Below are 16,215 nucleotides of genomic sequence, written 5' to 3' on the forward strand. Positions count from 1 at the left end.
GCGGGCTACGCCGGGCTGGACAACGAGCTGTTCTACATGGACAAGACCATGATGGTCTTCGGCGACGCCAAGAAGGTGGTCGAGGACATGGGCAAGGCGATCGAGTAATCGGTCCCTGTCGCCGGGCTGACATCGCCCGGTCGACTCCCTCCCGGCTTTGATCTAATACAGGCATGCGCAAGCCCCGCGGGGCGGCGCGTGCATTTTCCGTTTTTGGAGACAAAGAAATGACCGATCGTCCCTGGCTCGCGAGCTATCCGGAAGGCGTGCCTGCCGACATCGACGGCTCGCAATACACCTCGCTGGTGGCATTGATGGAGGAGAGCTTTTCGCGCTACTCCGACCGCGTGGCCTACAGCTTCATGGGCAAGGACCTGAGCTTCGCGCAGACCGACAAGATGAGCGCGGCGCTCGCGGCCTACTTCCAGAACCTCGGCCTCGTGAAGGGAGACCGCGTCGCGCTGATGATGCCGAACACGCCCCAGTACCCGATCGCGATGGCGGCGGTGCTGCGAGCGGGACTGGTGGTGGTCAATGTAAACCCGCTCTACACGCCGCGCGAACTCGAGCACCAGCTCAAGGACTCGGGCGCGAAGGCGATCGTCATCATCGAGAACTTTGCGGCCACGCTGCAGAAGTGCCTGGCCGCCACGCAGGTCAAGCACATCGTCCTGTGTGCCATGGGCGACCAGCTCGGCTTCCTGAAAGGCATGCTGGTCAACTACGTGCTGCGCAACGTCAAGAAGATGGTGCCGGAATTCAGCCTGCCCGGCGCCGTGCGCTTCAACGACGCGGTCGAAAAGGGCAGCGCGCGCAAGCTCGACAAGCACGCCATCGGGCCGGATGACGTGGCCCTGCTGCAATACACCGGCGGCACCACCGGCGTGTCGAAGGGTGCGGTGCTCCTGCATCGCAACGTGATCTCCAACGTCCTGCAGTCCGAGGCGTGGAACGACCCCGCGATGCGCACCATCGCGGCCGGTGAGCAGCCGACCAGCGTGTGCGCCCTGCCGCTCTATCACATCTTCGCTTTCACGGTGAACATGATGCTGGGCATGCGCACTGGCGGAAAGAACATCCTGATTCCGAATCCGCGCGATCTGCATTCGGTGCTGAAGGAACTGTCGAAGCACACCTTCCACAGCTTCCCTGCGGTCAACACGCTGTTCAACGGCCTCGCGAACCACCCGGACTTCGGCCTGGTGAACTGGCGCAACCTCAAGGTATCGGTCGGCGGCGGCATGGCGGTGCAAGGCGCCGTCGCCAAGCTCTGGCTGGAGAAGACCGGCTGCCCGATCGTGGAGGGATACGGCCTGTCCGAAACCTCGCCGTCGGTCACCTGCAACCCGACCACGAGCAAGGAATACTCCGGCACCATCGGCGTGCCGCTGCCGAGCACCTATGTGAAGCTGCTCGACGACAACGGCATCGAAGTGCCGCACGGCGAGCGCGGCGAGATCGCCATCAAGGGCCCGCAGGTCATGGCCGGCTACTGGCAGCGCCCGGACGAAACCGCCAAGGTCATGACGCCCGATGGCTACTTCAAGACCGGCGATATCGGCACGGTGGACGAGCGCGGCTTCTTCAAGGTGGTCGACCGCAAGAAGGACATGGTCATCGTCAGCGGTTTCAATGTGTTTCCGAACGAGGTCGAAGACGTCGTGGCCACGATGCCCGGCGTGCTCGAATGCGCCGTGGTCGGCGTGCCCGACGAGAAGACCGGCGAGGCCGTCAAGCTGGTGATCGTGAAGAAGTCACCGGATCTTACCGAGCAGCAGGTGCGTGATTTCTGCCGTGCCAATCTCACGGGCTACAAGCAGCCCCGCATCATCGAATTTCGTACCGACCTGCCAAAGACGCCAGTCGGCAAGATCCTGCGCCGCGAACTGCGTTAGTTGAGTTAGGGTTCCGCCGGGGACGAAGGGCGGCATTGGACTTGCATAGTTGCCGGCGATGCTTCGTTTCATTCTCACGCGCCTGAGCCTGCTCGTGCCGACCTTCATCGGCATGACGTTGCTGGCGTTTTTCCTGATCCGGCTGGTACCGGGCGACCCGATCGAAACGCTGGCGGGCGAGCGTGGCATCGACCCGGCGCGCCATGCCGAATTGCTCAAGGCCTATGGACTCGACCGGCCGCTGATCACGCAATACGGCATCTACGTCGCGCGCGTGCTGCATGGGGACCTGGGCAAGTCGATGATCACGCAGGAGCCCGTGATGGGGGAGTTCCTGTCGCTGTTTCCGGCCACGGTCGAACTGGCGGTCTGCGCCATCCTCTTCGCGCTGCTGCTGGGCATTCCGGCCGGCATCATCGCGGCGGTGCGGCGCAATTCGGTGTTCGACCATGGCGTGATGGCGGTGTCGCTCACCGGCTATTCGATGCCGATCTTCTGGTGGGGCCTGCTGCTGATCCTGTTCTTCTCGGTGCAGTTGGGGTGGACGCCGGTGTCGGGGCGGATCGCGGTGGAGTACTTCATCGAGCCGACCACCGGCTTACTGCTGATCGATTCGCTGAAGGCCGATGAGCCGGGCGCGTTCTGGTCGGCACTGCAGCACCTGATCCTGCCGGCCATCGTGCTCGGCACCAATCCGCTCGCGGTGATCGCGCGCATGACGCGATCGGCCATGCTCGAAGTGCTCGGCGAGGACTACATCCGCACCGCGCGCGCCAAGGGCCTGTCGAAATTCCGCGTGGTGGCGCTGCATGCGCTGCGCAATGCACTGATTCCGGTCGTGACCGTGATCGGCCTGCAGGTGGGCGTACTGTTCACCGGCGCCATCCTCACCGAAACCATCTTCTCCTGGCCCGGCGTGGGCAAGTGGCTGATCGAGGCGATCGGCCGGCGCGACTACCCGGTGCTGCAGGGCGGCATGTTGCTGCTGGGCGTGATCGTGATGGTCGTCAATCTGCTGGTCGACGTCGCCTATGGCGTCATCAATCCGAGGATCAGGAAATGAGCGCGTCCGCATCGTTGCCGGTTGCCACGACCGCATCCGCGCCACCCGGTCCGTGGCGCGAGTTCTGGACCTCGTTCTCGGCCAACAAGGGCGCCGTGATGGGGCTGGCCGTCATCGGCGTGTTGTTGGTGGTGGCCGTGATGGCGCCGTGGATCGCGCCGCATGCACCGAACCAGACCGACAGCGCGGCCTTCCTGCGGCCGCCGGCGTGGCAGGAGGGCGGATCGATGCAGTTCCTGCTCGGCACCGATGCCATCGGCCGCGACATCCTGTCGCGCCTGATGTGGGGTTCGCGGCTCTCCCTCTCCATCGGCATTGCGGTGGTCGCGTTGTCGATGGCAGTGGGGATCGCGCTCGGCCTGATCGCCGGTTTCTCCCGCGGAATCGTCGAGATCGCGATCATGCGATTGATGGACATCGTGCTGACGCTGCCCAGCCTGCTGCTGGCCATCGTCATCGTTGCGATTCTTGGCCCGGGACTCATCAACGCGATGCTCGCGGTGGCAGTCGTGGTGCTGCCGCATTACGTGCGTATCACGCGCGCGGCGGTCATCACGGAAGTCTCGCGCGACTACGTCACGGCTGCGCGGTTGAGCGGTGCGGGCCTGCTGCGGCTGATGTTCCGCGAAGTACTGCCGAACTGCGCTGCGCCGTTGATCGTGCAGGCCTCTCTTGGTGTGTCGACCGCGATCCTCGACGCCGCCGCACTCGGCTTTCTCGGCCTGGGCGCGCAGCCGCCTTCGCCGGAGTGGGGCACGATGCTCGCCGACGCCCGCGAGTTCGTCCTGCGCGCATGGTGGGTCGTGACCTTCCCGGGCCTGGCGATCCTCGCTGCGGTGCTGGCCTTCAACCTCGTGGGCGACGGCTTGCGCGATGCGCTCGACCCGAAGCTGAAGAGGTAGCCATGAGCGCAGCGCAGAACCGCTTCAAGCAAGCTCGCGCCCCCTCGGGGGGCAGCGAGGACACGAAGTGCCGAGCGTGGGGGCAAGTCAGCGCAGCGCAGAACCGCTTCAAGCAAGCTCGCGCCCCCTCGGGGGGCAGCTTATGAATCTGCTTGAAATCCAGGATCTCCACGTCGAGTTCCCCACGCAGGGCGGCATCATGCACGCCGTCGATGGCGTGAGCCTGCGGGTCGACGAAGGCGAGGTGCTCGGCATCGTCGGCGAGTCGGGTTCGGGCAAGAGCGTCACGATGATGGCGCTGATGGGACTCATCGGTTCGCCAGGCAAGGTGCGCGCGCAGCATCTGCGCTTCGCCGGGCAAGACCTGCTCGGGCTTTCCGATCGCGCGCGGCGCAAGCTGGTCGGCAAGGACGTGGCGATGATTTTCCAGGAGCCGACGACAAGCCTCAATCCGTGCTTCACGATCGGCTTCCAGATCGTCGAGACGCTGCGCCTGCATCTGAATCTCGACAAGCGCGAGGCCGGCAAGCGCGCGATCGAGTTGCTGGAGCAGGTCGGTATTCCGGCGCCTGCATCGCGAATCAATTCGTTCCCGCACCAGCTTTCGGGCGGCATGAACCAGCGCGTGATGATCGCGATGGCCATTGCCTGCAACCCGCGCCTGTTGATCGCCGACGAGCCGACCACCGCGCTCGACGTCACGATCCAGGCGCAGATACTCGACCTGCTGCGCGGCCTGCAGAAAGAGCGCGGCATGGCGCTGGTGCTCATCACGCACAACATGGGCGTGGTGGCCGACATGGCACAGCGCGTGGCCGTGATGTATGCGGGCCAGGTGGTGGAACAGCAGCGCGTCGACCGCCTCTTCGCCAGACCGCAACATCCCTACACCGAGGCGCTGCTCGCGGCCTTGCCCGAGCGCGCTGCGCCCGAAGAACGCCTGGCCACCATCGCCGGCGTCGTGCCCGGCGTGCATGACCGGCCGGCCGGTTGCCTGTTCGCGCCGCGCTGCAGCTATGCCACCGCCCATTCGCGTGCCGTGCGTCCGGAACTGCGCCCGATCGCGGGCAGCGAGGCCCGGGAGGATGGCGAGGTGCGCTGCCACTATGCGCTCGGCGATCCCGACCGCGCGGTACTGATCCAGCGGGATGGACCGCAACCGGTGGAGGCGTTGCCATGACGACGGAAATCGTCGCCGAAGCCACCAGCCTGCGAAAGGTCTACGACATCAGGCGCGGCATGTTCAGGGCGCCTGCGCACTTGCAGGCCGTAGGCGAAGTCTCGTTCAAGCTGGAACGCGGTCGCACGCTGGCTGTCGTCGGCGAATCGGGCTGCGGCAAGTCGACGCTCGCGCGCATGGTCACGCTGATCGAAAAGCCGACTGCAGGCAAGCTCACGCTGGTGGGCATGGATGCAGTCGACCCGCCGTCCGAGCGCAAGCGCGAATTGCGGCAAGCGGTGCAGCTGGTGTTCCAGAACCCCTACGGCTCGCTCAATCCGCGCAAGAAGATCTCGGCCGTGCTGGAAGATCCGCTCTCCATCAACACCACGCTCGGCAAGACCGAGCGCGCGGCAAGGGCGCGCGAAATGCTGTCGCGCGTCGGCTTGCGGCCGGAGCATGCCAACCGTTATCCGCACATGTTCTCCGGCGGCCAGCGCCAGCGCATCGCCATCGCGCGTGCGTTGATGTTGTCGCCGCGCCTGCTGGTGGCCGACGAGCCGGTGTCGGCGCTCGACGTGTCGATCCAGGCGCAGGTGCTGAACCTGCTGGCCGATCTGCAGAACGAACTCGGCCTGGCCTACCTGTTCATCTCGCACGACCTCGGCGTGGTGCGCCACATCGCCCATGATGTGCTGGTGATGTACCTCGGCCATGTGGTCGAGCAGGGCGCCAAGTCGCGCATCTTTGCCAGGCCGCTGCATCCGTACACGCAAGCCCTGCTGGCGTCGACACCGGGCCTGGCCACCAGCCAGCGCATCGTGCTGCAAGGCGAATTGCCGTCGCCACTGAACCCACCCCCGGGCTGCGTGTTCAACACGCGTTGCGCGCATGCGACCGACCGTTGCCGCGCCGAGCGCCCGGTGTTGCGTTTGCTCGACGAGCGCATGGTGTCCTGCCACCACGCCGAGAAGTTCCTGGACGGCGCCGCCATTGGCGCTGTCCATAATCCGCAGCTTGCGCCGGCCTGAAGGCTGGCAGGCAGCCCTTTCCCTTTTTCGTCTGAAGGAGTTCTCGCAATGAAAGCCAAGTCCAACGTGTTCGCGCGCCGCGCCCGCGTCGCTGCCACACTGATCGTCCCGACCGCGCTTGCGCTCGCCTGCGGCGCAGCGGCTGCAAAGACGCTGGTCTTTTGCTCCGAAGGCAGCCCCGAGAACTTCTACGCCGCGGTCAACACCACCGGCACCTCCTTCGACGTCACCACGCAGGTCTACGACAACATCGTCCAGTTCGAGCGTGGCGGCACCAAGGTCGTGCCGGGCCTCGCCGAGAAATGGGAGATTTCCGCCGACGGCACCGAATACACCTTCCACTTGCGCAAGGGCGTGAAGTGGCACACCTCCAACAAGAACTTCAAGCCGACGCGCGACCTCAACGCCGACGACGTGATCTTCATGATGGAGCGCCAGTGGAAAGAAAACGACCCCTACTTCAAGGTCACCAGCCAGAATCACTCCTACTTCAATGACATGGGCATGCCCAAGCTGCTGAAGTCGGTCGACCGCATCGACGACTACACAATCAAGATCGTGCTCAACAAGGCCGAGGCACCGTTCCTCGCCAACCTGGCAATGCCCTACGCCGGTGTGCAGTCCAAGGAATACGCGATCGCGATGCTCAAGGCCGGCACGCCCGAGAAGATCGACCAGGATCCGGTCGGCACCGGCCCGTTCTACCTCGTGCAGTACCAGAAGGATGCGGTGGTTCGCTTCAAGGCGTTCCCGCAGTACTGGGACGGCAAGGCCAAGATCGACGACCTGATCTTCTCGATCACGCCCGACGCCTCGGTGCGCTGGGCCAAGCTGCAGAAGGGCGAGTGCCATGTCATGCCGTACCCGAACCCAGCCGACCTCGAAGCGATCCGCAAGGATCCGTCCGTGCAGGTGCTGGAGCAAGCCGGCCTCAACGTCGGCTACCTCGCCTACAACACGCAGAAGAAGCCGTTCGACGATGTGCGCGTGCGCAAGGCCGTCAACATGGCGATCAACAAGAAGGCCATTATCGACGGCGTCTACCTGACCACCGGCGTCGCCGCCAAGAACCCGATTCCGCCGACCATGTGGTCGTACAACGACGCGGTCAAGGACGACCCGTACGACCCCGAAGGCGCGAAGAAGCTGCTGGCCGCCGCAGGCCTCGCCAATGGATTCACCACCGACCTGTGGGCCATGCCCGTGCAGCGCCCGTACAACCCCAACGCCAAGCGCATCGCCGAGCTGATGCAGGCCGACCTGGCCAAGATCGGCGTCAAGGCCGAGATCAAGACATTCGAATGGGGCGAGTACCGCAAGCGCATGCAGAACGGCGAGCATCAGATGGGCATGCTGGGCTGGACCGGCGACAACGGCGATCCGGACAACTTCATGTACACGCTGCTGGGATGCGCGTCGGCGCAGGCGAACGGCTCGAACGTCGCCAAGTTCTGCTACCAGCCGTATGAAGACCTGGTGCTGAAAGCCAAGAACGTGCCCAAGCAGGCCGACCGCGACGCGCTCTACAAGAAGGCGCAGGTCATCTTCAAGGAGCAGGCGCCGTGGTTCACCATCGCGCATGCCGTGCAATTGAAGCCGGTGCGCAAGGAAGTGATTGACTTCAAGCTGAGCCCGTTCGGCCGCCACACGTTCTACGGCGTGGATATCAAGTAAGCCCCCAGAAGGATGTTGCTCGCCCCCAGGCTCCGCGCACTTCGTGCCGCTTCTCCAACCCCTTGCCGGGGGCAACACCAGCGGCCCGGCAGAGCCGGTTCCGCGGTGTTTCCCGTGAAGACAGCGCCGTCGTGACGACTGCGGTGCTGAGTGCCCTGCCCGAGGAGCAGGAGGGGCTTGCGGCGCAGATGGATGCGCTGCGGGTCGTGCGGCATGCGGGGCGCGATTTTCATGCGGGCGAATGGCTGGGGCGGCCTGTGGTGTTCGCGCTGTCGGGCATCGGCAAGGTGGCCGCGGCCACGACGGCAGCGGTGCTGGTCGAGCGCTTCAACGCGCGGCGCATCGTGTTCACGGGCGTGGCGGGTGGGTTGCATCCGGATGTCCGGGTTGGCGATACGGTCATCGGCACCGAATTCATGCAGCACGACATGGACGCGTCGCCGCTGTTTCCGCGGTATGAAGTGCCGCTGTATGGGCGTTCGCGTTTTGCGGCTGACGAGCAGCTTGTCGAGCGGCTCCTGGCGGCTGCGCGCGATCCGTCCACCAGCACGGCGGTGCTCTTCGACGCAGAAACACTGGCCCGCTTCGGCATCGACGCTGCGCGTGTTCATCGAGGCTTGCTGATCAGCGGCGACCGCTTTGTGTCGCGTGCGGATGAGGCGCACGCGCTGAGCGCGGCGCTGCCCGATGCAATGGCCGTCGAGATGGAAGCCGCCGCCGTCGCGCAGGTTTGCCACGACTATGGCGTGCCGTTTGCCGCCGTGCGCAACATCTCGGACCGTGCGGACGACCAGGCGCATGTGGACTTTCCGGCGTATCTCGCGCAAGTGGCCGGGCGGCAGGCACGCGCACTCATCGCAGCGTTGCTACCGATGCTGCCGCCGTGAACGGACTGCGCGATCTCACGAGCCGGCATGAAGTTCCTGCTGTTCCCCCTCGCCGGGGCACTGATCGGCTACTACCTGAGTGAACGGGGCGGCGTTGGCATTGGCGCGGTCATCGGTGCACTCGCCACCATCGTCTTCACACTCGCCGGGGCCGGCATCGGGTTGCTCGCCAGCCTGGCCATCGCAGGCATCCAGGCGCTGACGCCCGAAACCGAAAAGGGGCACGTTCGCGCCTGCAACGGCGAGGCCTTGTGCCCCGGAACCGGCGAATGGATCGCCAGCGTGGACGCCCGGCATCCCCAGGCGCGCACCTTCAACGTCTGGAACCGCACGGCCTACGTCGAGGAAGGGCAGCCGTTTCCCGATCCGGGCAGCCTTGTCGCAGGTGTCCACGCGGCGGAAGTCACCTGGCGGTGGGTGCGACCCAGCCTCAGCGAGGAATCCTGAAGCGTCGCAGCATGCATCCTTCGATGTCTTCAGCAGCCATCATTTCCATGGCGGCCCGGTTTCGTGGCAAAGTCCGTGCGCTGGCCGCCCGGGCCATTGATTGACGAGGTTGATGCCGTGAACACTTCTGTCTCTACCCCCACCCCTGCGGGCGCCGGCCGTTTTGGCAGCGGCCAGGCCGTGCGTCGCATCGAGGACGACACGCTGGTGGCAGGCCTCGGCCGCTACACCGACGACATCCGCGTCGAGGCGCAGGCCCAGCTCGCCTTTTCCCGATCGCCGCACCCGCATGCGCGCATCGTCTCGATCGACACGGCTGGCGCGACTGCGATGCCCGGCGTGCTCAAGGTGATCACCGGTGCGGACCTCGTGGCGGCGGGCGTCGAGGCTTTGCCGGGCGTGGCGGGTTTCGTGCGGGCCGATGGCAGCGCTGCCGCCTCCGCACCGCGCCGCGCCCTGGCCCATGAGCGCGTCCGCTTCGTCGGCGAGCCAGTGGTTGCCGTGATTGCCGAAACGCTGCAGCAGGCACGCGATGCGGCCGAGGCGGTGTTCATCGACTACGACGCGCTGCCGATGGTCATCGATCCCGTGCTGGCTATCGCACCCGGCGCGCCCGTGCTGTGCGACGAGGCGCCGGACAACATCTCCGCGGAAATGCGGCACGGCAATGCCGAGGCCACGGCGGCCGCCTTCGGCAAGGCGGCGCACGTCGTCAAGCTGAACATCGTCAACCAGCGCCTCGCCGCCGTCACCATCGAGCCGCGCTCGATCCTGGCCGACTTCGACAAGGCCAGCGGCCGTACCACGATCCACATGAGCACGCAAATGCCATCGGGCGTGCGCGACACCTTGTGCGATGCCGTGCTCAAGATCCCGCGCGACCAGATCCGCGTGCGCGTGCCCGACGTCGGCGGCGGCTTCGGCATGAAGACCGGCATGTACCCCGAGGATGCCGTCGTGGTGTTCGCCGCGCGCGCGCTCGAGCGCCCGGTCAAGTGGATCGCCGACCGCAGCGAGGAATTCCTATCGACCACGCACGGGCGCGACGTGCATGTCGACGCCGAGCTGGCGCTGGCCGCCGACGGCAGGATCCTCGCGCTGAAGGTGCATTCGCTGGCCAACGTGGGCGCCTACGGGACGGGCGTCGGCGTCGCGATCCAGTTGCTGATCGGGCCGTGGGTGCAGACCAGCATCTACGACATCCAGACCATCGACTTCCATTTCAAGGCGGTGATGACCAACACCGCGCCCACCGGCGCCTACCGCGGCGCCGGCCGACCCGAGGCCATCCACAACATGGAGCGCCTCATGGACGAGGCCGCGCGCCAATTGGGCATGGACCGAATCGCACTGCGCCGGCGCAACTTCATCCAGCCTGAGCAGATGCCCTATACGAACCCGATGGGCCAGACCTACGACACCGGCCGGTTCGAGCACGTGATGGACCAGGGCCTCGCCCTCGCCGACTGGACCGGCTTCGAAGCGCGCGCCGCCGAATCGGAACAACGCGGCAAACTGCGTGGCCTCGGCATCGCGACCTTCCTGGAATGGACCGGCGGCAACGTGTTCGAGGAACGCGTGACCGTGTCGGTGCTCGCCGATGGCGTCATCGAAGTGTTCTCTGCCGTCAATGCGATGGGTCAAGGCATTGCCACCTCGCTCGCGCAACTCGTGGTCGATGCCTTCGGCGTGCCGCTCGACAAGGTTCGCGTGGTGCTCGGCGACACCGACCGTGGCGACGGCTTCGGCAGCGCCGGCTCGCGCTCGATCTTCACCGGCGGCTCGGCCGTGCGCGTGGGCGCTGACCGGACCATCGAGCACGCGCGGGGCCTCGCGGCAAAGGAACTCGAGGCCGCGCCCGAGGACGTCAAGTATGCCGAGGGCAACTTCACCGTCGCCGGCACCGACCTCCAGATCGGCCTGTTCGAACTGGCCGGCAAGCAGCCCGACCATCGCATTTTCATGGACTCGACGAGCACCGTCGCCGGCCCGACCTGGCCGAACGGCTGCCACATCACCGAGGTCGAGGTCGATCCGTTGACCGCAGACGTCGAGGTGGTCGCCTATGCCTCGGTCAACGACGTCGGCCGCGTGGTCAACCCGATGATCGTGCGTGGCCAGCTCGATGGTGGCGCGGTGCAGGGCATCGGCCAGGCCTTGCTGGAACAGATCGTCTACGACCCCGAAACCGGCCAGCCGCTCACCGGCAGCTTCATGGACTACGCGATGCCCGTGGCCCGTACCGCGCCCGACTTCAAGACCGAGATGGACCAGTCGACGCCGTGCAAGAACAATCCGCTCGGCGTGAAGGGTGTCGGCGAACTCGGCACCATCGGCGCGACCCCGGCCGTGGTGAACGCCGTGGCCGACGCACTCGCGCGCAATGGCTACGCGGCCAAGGCGCCGCTGCTGCAGATGCCCCTGAGCCCCACGCGGCTCTGGTCCCTGATGCACGCCTGACCCCGGCGCAGATCCATTCGTGAAACACCGCGGAACCGGCTTCGCCGGACCGCTGGTGTTGCCCCGGCAGGGGATGGGACGAGCCCCCCGACTCGCCCTGCCCCTTTCGTGAAACACCACGGAACCGGCTTCGCCGGGCCGTCGGTGTTGCCCCCGGCAGGGGGTGGGAGGAGCGCACGAAGTGCGCGGAGCCTGGGGGCGAGCCTAAGAAAGCCAGCCCTTGCGCCCGAAGTACCACATTGGAACCAGCGCACTCGCCGCCATCATGATCACGACATACGGATACGAAAGACCCCCCAGGACTTCCAGCTCCGGGAACTTCATGTTCATGCCGTAGATGCTCGCCACCAGCGTCGGCGGCAGCAGCGCCACGCTGGCAACCGAGAAGATCTTGATGATCTTGTTCTGGTTGATGTTGATGAAACCGACCGTCGCGTCCATCAGGAAGTTGATCTTGTCGAACAGGAATGCCGTGTGGTTATCGAGCGATTCGATGTCACGCAGGATCTGGCGCGCTTCCTCGAACTGCTCGGCACTGAGCATCTTGCTGCGCATCATGAAGCTCACGGCGCGACGCGTGTCCATCACGTTGCGGCGGATGCGGCTGTTCAAGTCCTCATGGCGCGCGATCTCGCCGAGCACTTCGCTCGCCAATGCGTCGGTCATGTTGCCCCGCAGCACCTTCTCGCTGACCTTCTTCAGGTCGTCGTATATGTTCTCCAGCGTGTCGGCGGAGTATTCGGCATCGGCGTCGAACAGCTTCAGCAGCACTTCCTTGGCGTCCTCGATCAGCCCTGGCGCACGGCGTGCGCGCATGCGCACCAGGCGGAACACCGGCACGTCCTCGTCATGGATCGAGAACAGCACGCCACGGCTGCGCAACTCGACATTGTGCTGGTTCAGGATGAAGGCGACGCGCACTGAACGCGGGTCCTCGCTGTCATCAATCAGGAAGTCGCTGCGAATGTGCAGCTCACCGTTGTCTTCTTCGTAGAAACGGGCGGATTCCTCGATGTCCTCGTCCATCGCGTCTTCGGGAATCGAGAGTCCGTAATACTGCTTCACCCAGCGCTTTTCTTCGACCGAAGGCGATTCGAGGTCCACCCAGATCGGCTGGAACTTCGACAACTCCTCCAGCGACTCGATTTCTTCCTGGACCAGGCGGCCGTTGGCAAGCGTGAAGATATTCAGCATGGCGCGAATTATCTGTTGAAGGTGTTGCTCGCTCCCGAGTCGGGCGGAGTTCGGTTCGCGCTCCCGGCTGCGGCGCGTTCCGGCCGCCGCATGGGTCTGCGGCGCCTTCGCGAACGAGGCCGTCTATGCGCGACAGTCTTTTTGCGGGCTGGACGGATGTACAGTACGGTTCCCATGTCGCTGCTCGCCGAAGCCCCGTCCCTTGCCGATGAAACGCCTGCACAACGGTTGGCGGCGGTGCTGGCCGCGCTCAACGAAGAGCAGCGCGAAGCAGTTGCGTACTCCGCCTCCGAGCCCTTGTTGGTGATTGCCGGCGCAGGGTCGGGCAAGACCAGCACGCTGGCCCATCGCGTCGCGAGCCTCATTGCCAAGGGCGCCGATCCCCAGCGCATCCTCCTGCTGACCTTTTCGCGTCGGGCGGCGCAGGAAATGGAGAAGCGCGCGGGGCAAGTGGTGGCTCGCGTACTGGGCCTGCGATCGGAGGCGCCGCCAGCGTTGCCCTGGGCCGGCACCTTCCACGGCGTCGGTGCGCGGTTGTTGCGCGAGCACGCCGCGCAGATCGGGCTGGACGAGAACTTCACCATCCACGACCGCGGCGATGCCGAAGACCTCATGGGGCTGGTGCGGCACGATATCGGGCTCTCCGCCAGCACGCGGCGTTTTCCGCAGAAGGGCACCTGCCTCGCTATCTATTCGCGCTGCGTCAACACGCGCGAGCCACTGGAGGACGTGCTCAAGCACGCCTTCCCGTGGTGCGCCGAATGGGCGGCGGAACTCAAGCGGCTCTTCAGCGGCTACGTCGAGGCCAAGCAGCAGCAGAACCTGCTCGACTACGACGATTTGCTACTCTGCTGGGCCGAGATGATGAGCGAGCCGTCGCTGGCCGAACTCGTCAGTTCGCGCTTCGATCATGTGCTGGTCGACGAATACCAGGACACCAACCGCCTGCAGGCCGCGATCCTGATCGCGCTCAAGCCCGATGGTTGCGGCGTCACGGTGGTCGGCGACGACGCGCAATCGATCTACTCGTTCCGCGGCGCCACGGTGCGCAACATCCTCGACTTCCCCGGCCAGTTCACGAAGTCGGCGCGCATCGTCACGCTGGAGCGCAACTACCGTTCGACCCAACCGATCCTCGACGCGTCAAATGCCGTCATCGCGCATGCTTCCGAGCGCCATGCAAAGACGCTCTGGACGGACAAGCCCTCTGCCGGCCGGCCGCAACTGGTGCTGGTGCCCGACGAGGCGCAGCAGGCCACCTGGGTGGCCGACCGAATCCTGGCGCACCGCGAAGGCGGGCTGGCGCTGAAGTCGCAGGCCGTGCTGTTCCGCACCTCCAGCCACAGCGCCGCGCTGGAGCTTGAATTGGCGCGGCGCAACATTCCTTTCGTCAAATACGGCGGCCTCAAGTTCCTGGAAGCGGCCCACGTCAAGGATCTGCTCGCGGTGCTGCGCTTCGTGCAGAACCCGCGCGGCCGCATGGCTGGCTTTCGAGTCCTCCAGTTCATCCCGGGCATCGGCCCGGCGACTTCCTCGCGGCTGCTCGACGCCATGGCCGAGGCGGCCGATCCGGGCGCGGCGCTGCGCGATTTCCAGCCACCGCGCGCGGCGAGCGTCGAATGGCAGCGTTTTGCCGACATTTACTGCGCGTTGCGCACGCCTGGGCTTTCATGGCCGGCCGATGTGGAACTGGCGCTGCGCTGGTACCTGCCCCACCTCGAGCGATTGCATGACGACGCCGGCTTGCGACGCGGCGATCTTGAGCAGTTGGCCCGGCTGGCATCGGTCTATGCATCGCGCGAGAGCTTTCTCACGGAACTCACGCTGGATCCGCCCTCCGCGAGCAGCGACCGCGCCGGCCCGCCCCTGCTCGACGAGGACTACCTGGTCCTGTCGACGATCCATTCCGCCAAGGGCCAAGAATGGCGCTCGGTGCATGTGCTCAATGTGGTTGATGGCTGTATACCGGCCGATGTGGCGCAAGGCGCGGCCGAACTGGAAGAGGAGCGCCGGCTGCTTTACGTGGCGATGACCCGCGCGCGCGACCACCTGCACCTCGTCGTGCCGCAGCGCTTCTACGTGACACAGCAGGCCGCGCGGGGCGATCGCCATGTGTATGCCGGCCGCACCCGCTTCATCGATGCGGCGGACGCGGCCCGTTTCGATCATGTCACTTGGCCGCCCCCGCCCGAACGTCCGGTCTTCGTGCCCCCGCCGGCCGCGGCCATCGACCTTCGAAATCGTCTGCGCAACGCCTGGAAATAGCAGCGCGCCAACAGAGGCGCGGACCGGATAAAAAACAACTACAGGGTTGTTGAGGTCGATAGTAACTACCTGCGGCGCGTGCAATGTGTCACGAATTTCGGGGCAAATCGGGGATTGCAATTCTGTGACACGGGGGGCATAGTGATTCAGACCCCTCGCGGGTTTTTCAACCACCTCACTTTTCCACTCCCTCCAATCCTCGATCTTTCGCCTTTTTCGCTCCCGTTTCACTCCCTATCCAATGTTCCCCGTGGTCCCGCTTCATCCCGAGGCGAGGTCAATTTCCCCAACGGTCCATCCCAGGAGGTCATTCATGAATCTGACGATCAGCGGTCATCACCTCGACGTCACTCCAGCGCTGCGCAGCTATGTCACTAGCAAGCTTGATCGGATTACCCGCCACTTCGACCAGGTGGTCGATGTGAAGGTGTTGCTAACGGTTGAGAAGCAGAAGGAGAAGGAGCGCCGGCAACGGGCCGAGTGCAACATCCACGTGAAGGGCAATGACATGTTCGCCGAGTCGAGCCATGCTGATCTTTACGCCGCGGTCGACGAACTGGTCGACAAGCTTGATCGGCAAGTGGTGCGTCACAAGGACCGCCTGCAGGATCACCATCACGCTGCACCGAAGCGCGTCATGTAGTGCGGGCTGATTTGAGCCGCTGAAAGTGGCTCAGGGCAAACACTCTTGCGGGCCGCCTTTTGGCGGCCCTTTGCTTTTCGCAAGGTCGGTGCATAATCGCCCCCGCCCTGCCCCTAACATGAATCGCCTCGCGTCCATCCTGCCGCCCGCTCAAGTACTCGTGAGCGTCGACGCTACCAGCAAGAAGCGTGCCTTTGAAGAGGCCGGCTTGCTGTTCGAAAACCTCCACGGCCTCGGCCGCGCACTGATCACCGACAGCCTGTTCGCACGTGAACGGCTCGGCTCGACCGGGCTCGGCCATGGCGTGGCGATACCGCACGGACGCATCAAGGGCCTCAAGGCGCCCATGGCGGCCGTGTTCCAGCTGGCCGATCCGATCGGCTTCGACGCACCGGACGAGCAGCCTGTCGTGCTGCTGATCTTCTTGCTGGTCCCCGAAGCGGCCACGCAGAAGCATCTCGAGATCCTGTCCGAGATTGCCGAATTGCTGAGTGATTCCAGCCTCCGCGAAAAGATCAAGTCGAGCACCGATGCGCGCGCCCTGCATGCGCTCATCGCTGGCTGGCAGTCCGCGCAAGTGGCCTGAAGCTGTTGC

The 16,215-nt window shown here is 65.2% G+C and carries 14 protein-coding genes; 13 read left to right on the forward strand and 1 reads right to left on the reverse strand.

Annotated features, from left to right (window positions below; genetic code table 11):
- The 10 genes from WKW80_RS30035 to WKW80_RS30080 form a co-directional block, all read left to right on the forward strand.
- On the forward strand, positions 1 to 108 hold a 108-nt coding region (locus WKW80_RS30035), incomplete at its 5' end, for an NAD(P)(+) transhydrogenase (Re/Si-specific) subunit beta (RefSeq protein ID WP_340367323.1).
- A gap of 119 nt (positions 109 to 227) precedes the next feature.
- On the forward strand, positions 228 to 1,895 hold the full coding sequence (locus WKW80_RS30040; RefSeq protein ID WP_340367253.1) for a long-chain-fatty-acid--CoA ligase: 1,668 nt from the start codon (positions 228 to 230) through the stop codon (positions 1,893 to 1,895).
- Between the two features lie 58 nt (positions 1,896 to 1,953).
- The gene (locus WKW80_RS30045) at positions 1,954 to 2,958 is read left to right on the forward strand and encodes an ABC transporter permease subunit (protein ID WP_340367254.1); all 1,005 of its coding nucleotides are present in this window, start codon (positions 1,954 to 1,956) and stop codon (positions 2,956 to 2,958) included.
- Complete coding sequence (locus WKW80_RS30050; RefSeq protein ID WP_340367255.1) at positions 2,955 to 3,860, forward strand: ABC transporter permease subunit; 906 nt, start codon at positions 2,955 to 2,957, stop codon at positions 3,858 to 3,860. The genes WKW80_RS30045 and WKW80_RS30050 overlap by 4 nt, the downstream gene beginning before the upstream one ends.
- A 142-nt stretch (positions 3,861 to 4,002) precedes the next feature.
- Positions 4,003 to 5,040 carry an ABC transporter ATP-binding protein gene (locus WKW80_RS30055; protein WP_340367256.1) on the forward strand — a complete coding sequence of 346 codons (1,038 nt, stop codon included), beginning with the start codon at positions 4,003 to 4,005 and terminating at the stop codon, positions 5,038 to 5,040.
- Positions 5,037 to 6,050 (forward strand): peptide ABC transporter ATP-binding protein, encoded by a 1,014-nt coding sequence (locus tag WKW80_RS30060; protein ID WP_340367257.1) that lies wholly within the window; start codon positions 5,037 to 5,039, stop codon positions 6,048 to 6,050. The genes WKW80_RS30055 and WKW80_RS30060 overlap by 4 nt, the downstream gene beginning before the upstream one ends.
- 48 nt (positions 6,051 to 6,098) lie before the next feature.
- The gene (locus tag WKW80_RS30065; protein ID WP_340367258.1) at positions 6,099 to 7,724 is read left to right on the forward strand and encodes an ABC transporter substrate-binding protein; all 1,626 of its coding nucleotides are present in this window, start codon (positions 6,099 to 6,101) and stop codon (positions 7,722 to 7,724) included.
- Between the two features lie 131 nt (positions 7,725 to 7,855).
- Complete coding sequence (locus tag WKW80_RS30070; RefSeq protein ID WP_340367259.1) at positions 7,856 to 8,611, forward strand: 5'-methylthioadenosine/adenosylhomocysteine nucleosidase; 756 nt, start codon at positions 7,856 to 7,858, stop codon at positions 8,609 to 8,611.
- Between the two features lie 27 nt (positions 8,612 to 8,638).
- A complete protein-coding gene (locus tag WKW80_RS30075; RefSeq protein WP_340367260.1) occupies positions 8,639 to 9,058 on the forward strand; it encodes a hypothetical protein in 420 nt (139 codons plus the stop codon).
- 117 nt (positions 9,059 to 9,175) lie between these two features.
- Positions 9,176 to 11,518 carry a xanthine dehydrogenase family protein molybdopterin-binding subunit gene (locus WKW80_RS30080; RefSeq protein ID WP_340367261.1) on the forward strand — a complete coding sequence of 781 codons (2,343 nt, stop codon included), beginning with the start codon at positions 9,176 to 9,178 and terminating at the stop codon, positions 11,516 to 11,518.
- Between the two features lie 204 nt (positions 11,519 to 11,722).
- Here the strand turns inward: WKW80_RS30080 and corA are convergent, their stop codons facing one another.
- Positions 11,723 to 12,712 (reverse strand): magnesium/cobalt transporter CorA, encoded by a 990-nt coding sequence (corA, locus tag WKW80_RS30085; RefSeq protein WP_340367262.1) that lies wholly within the window; start codon positions 12,710 to 12,712, stop codon positions 11,723 to 11,725.
- 174 nt (positions 12,713 to 12,886) lie between these two features.
- On the opposite strand from corA, the gene WKW80_RS30090 reads away from it, so the two are divergent.
- From WKW80_RS30090 to WKW80_RS30100, 3 genes are all read left to right on the forward strand, one after another.
- Positions 12,887 to 14,977 carry an ATP-dependent helicase gene (locus WKW80_RS30090; RefSeq protein ID WP_340367263.1) on the forward strand — a complete coding sequence of 697 codons (2,091 nt, stop codon included), beginning with the start codon at positions 12,887 to 12,889 and terminating at the stop codon, positions 14,975 to 14,977.
- A 313-nt stretch (positions 14,978 to 15,290) separates the two neighbouring features.
- Entirely contained in the window at positions 15,291 to 15,620 is a 330-nt protein-coding gene (hpf, locus tag WKW80_RS30095) for a ribosome hibernation-promoting factor, HPF/YfiA family (protein ID WP_340367264.1), read from the forward strand.
- 118 nt (positions 15,621 to 15,738) lie between these two features.
- Entirely contained in the window at positions 15,739 to 16,206 is a 468-nt protein-coding gene (locus WKW80_RS30100) for a PTS sugar transporter subunit IIA (protein WP_340367265.1), read from the forward strand.
- Positions 16,207 to 16,215 lie beyond the last annotated feature (9 nt).

Source organism: Variovorax humicola (assembly GCF_037889915.1).
Lineage (GTDB): Bacteria > Pseudomonadota > Gammaproteobacteria > Burkholderiales > Burkholderiaceae_C > Variovorax > Variovorax humicola.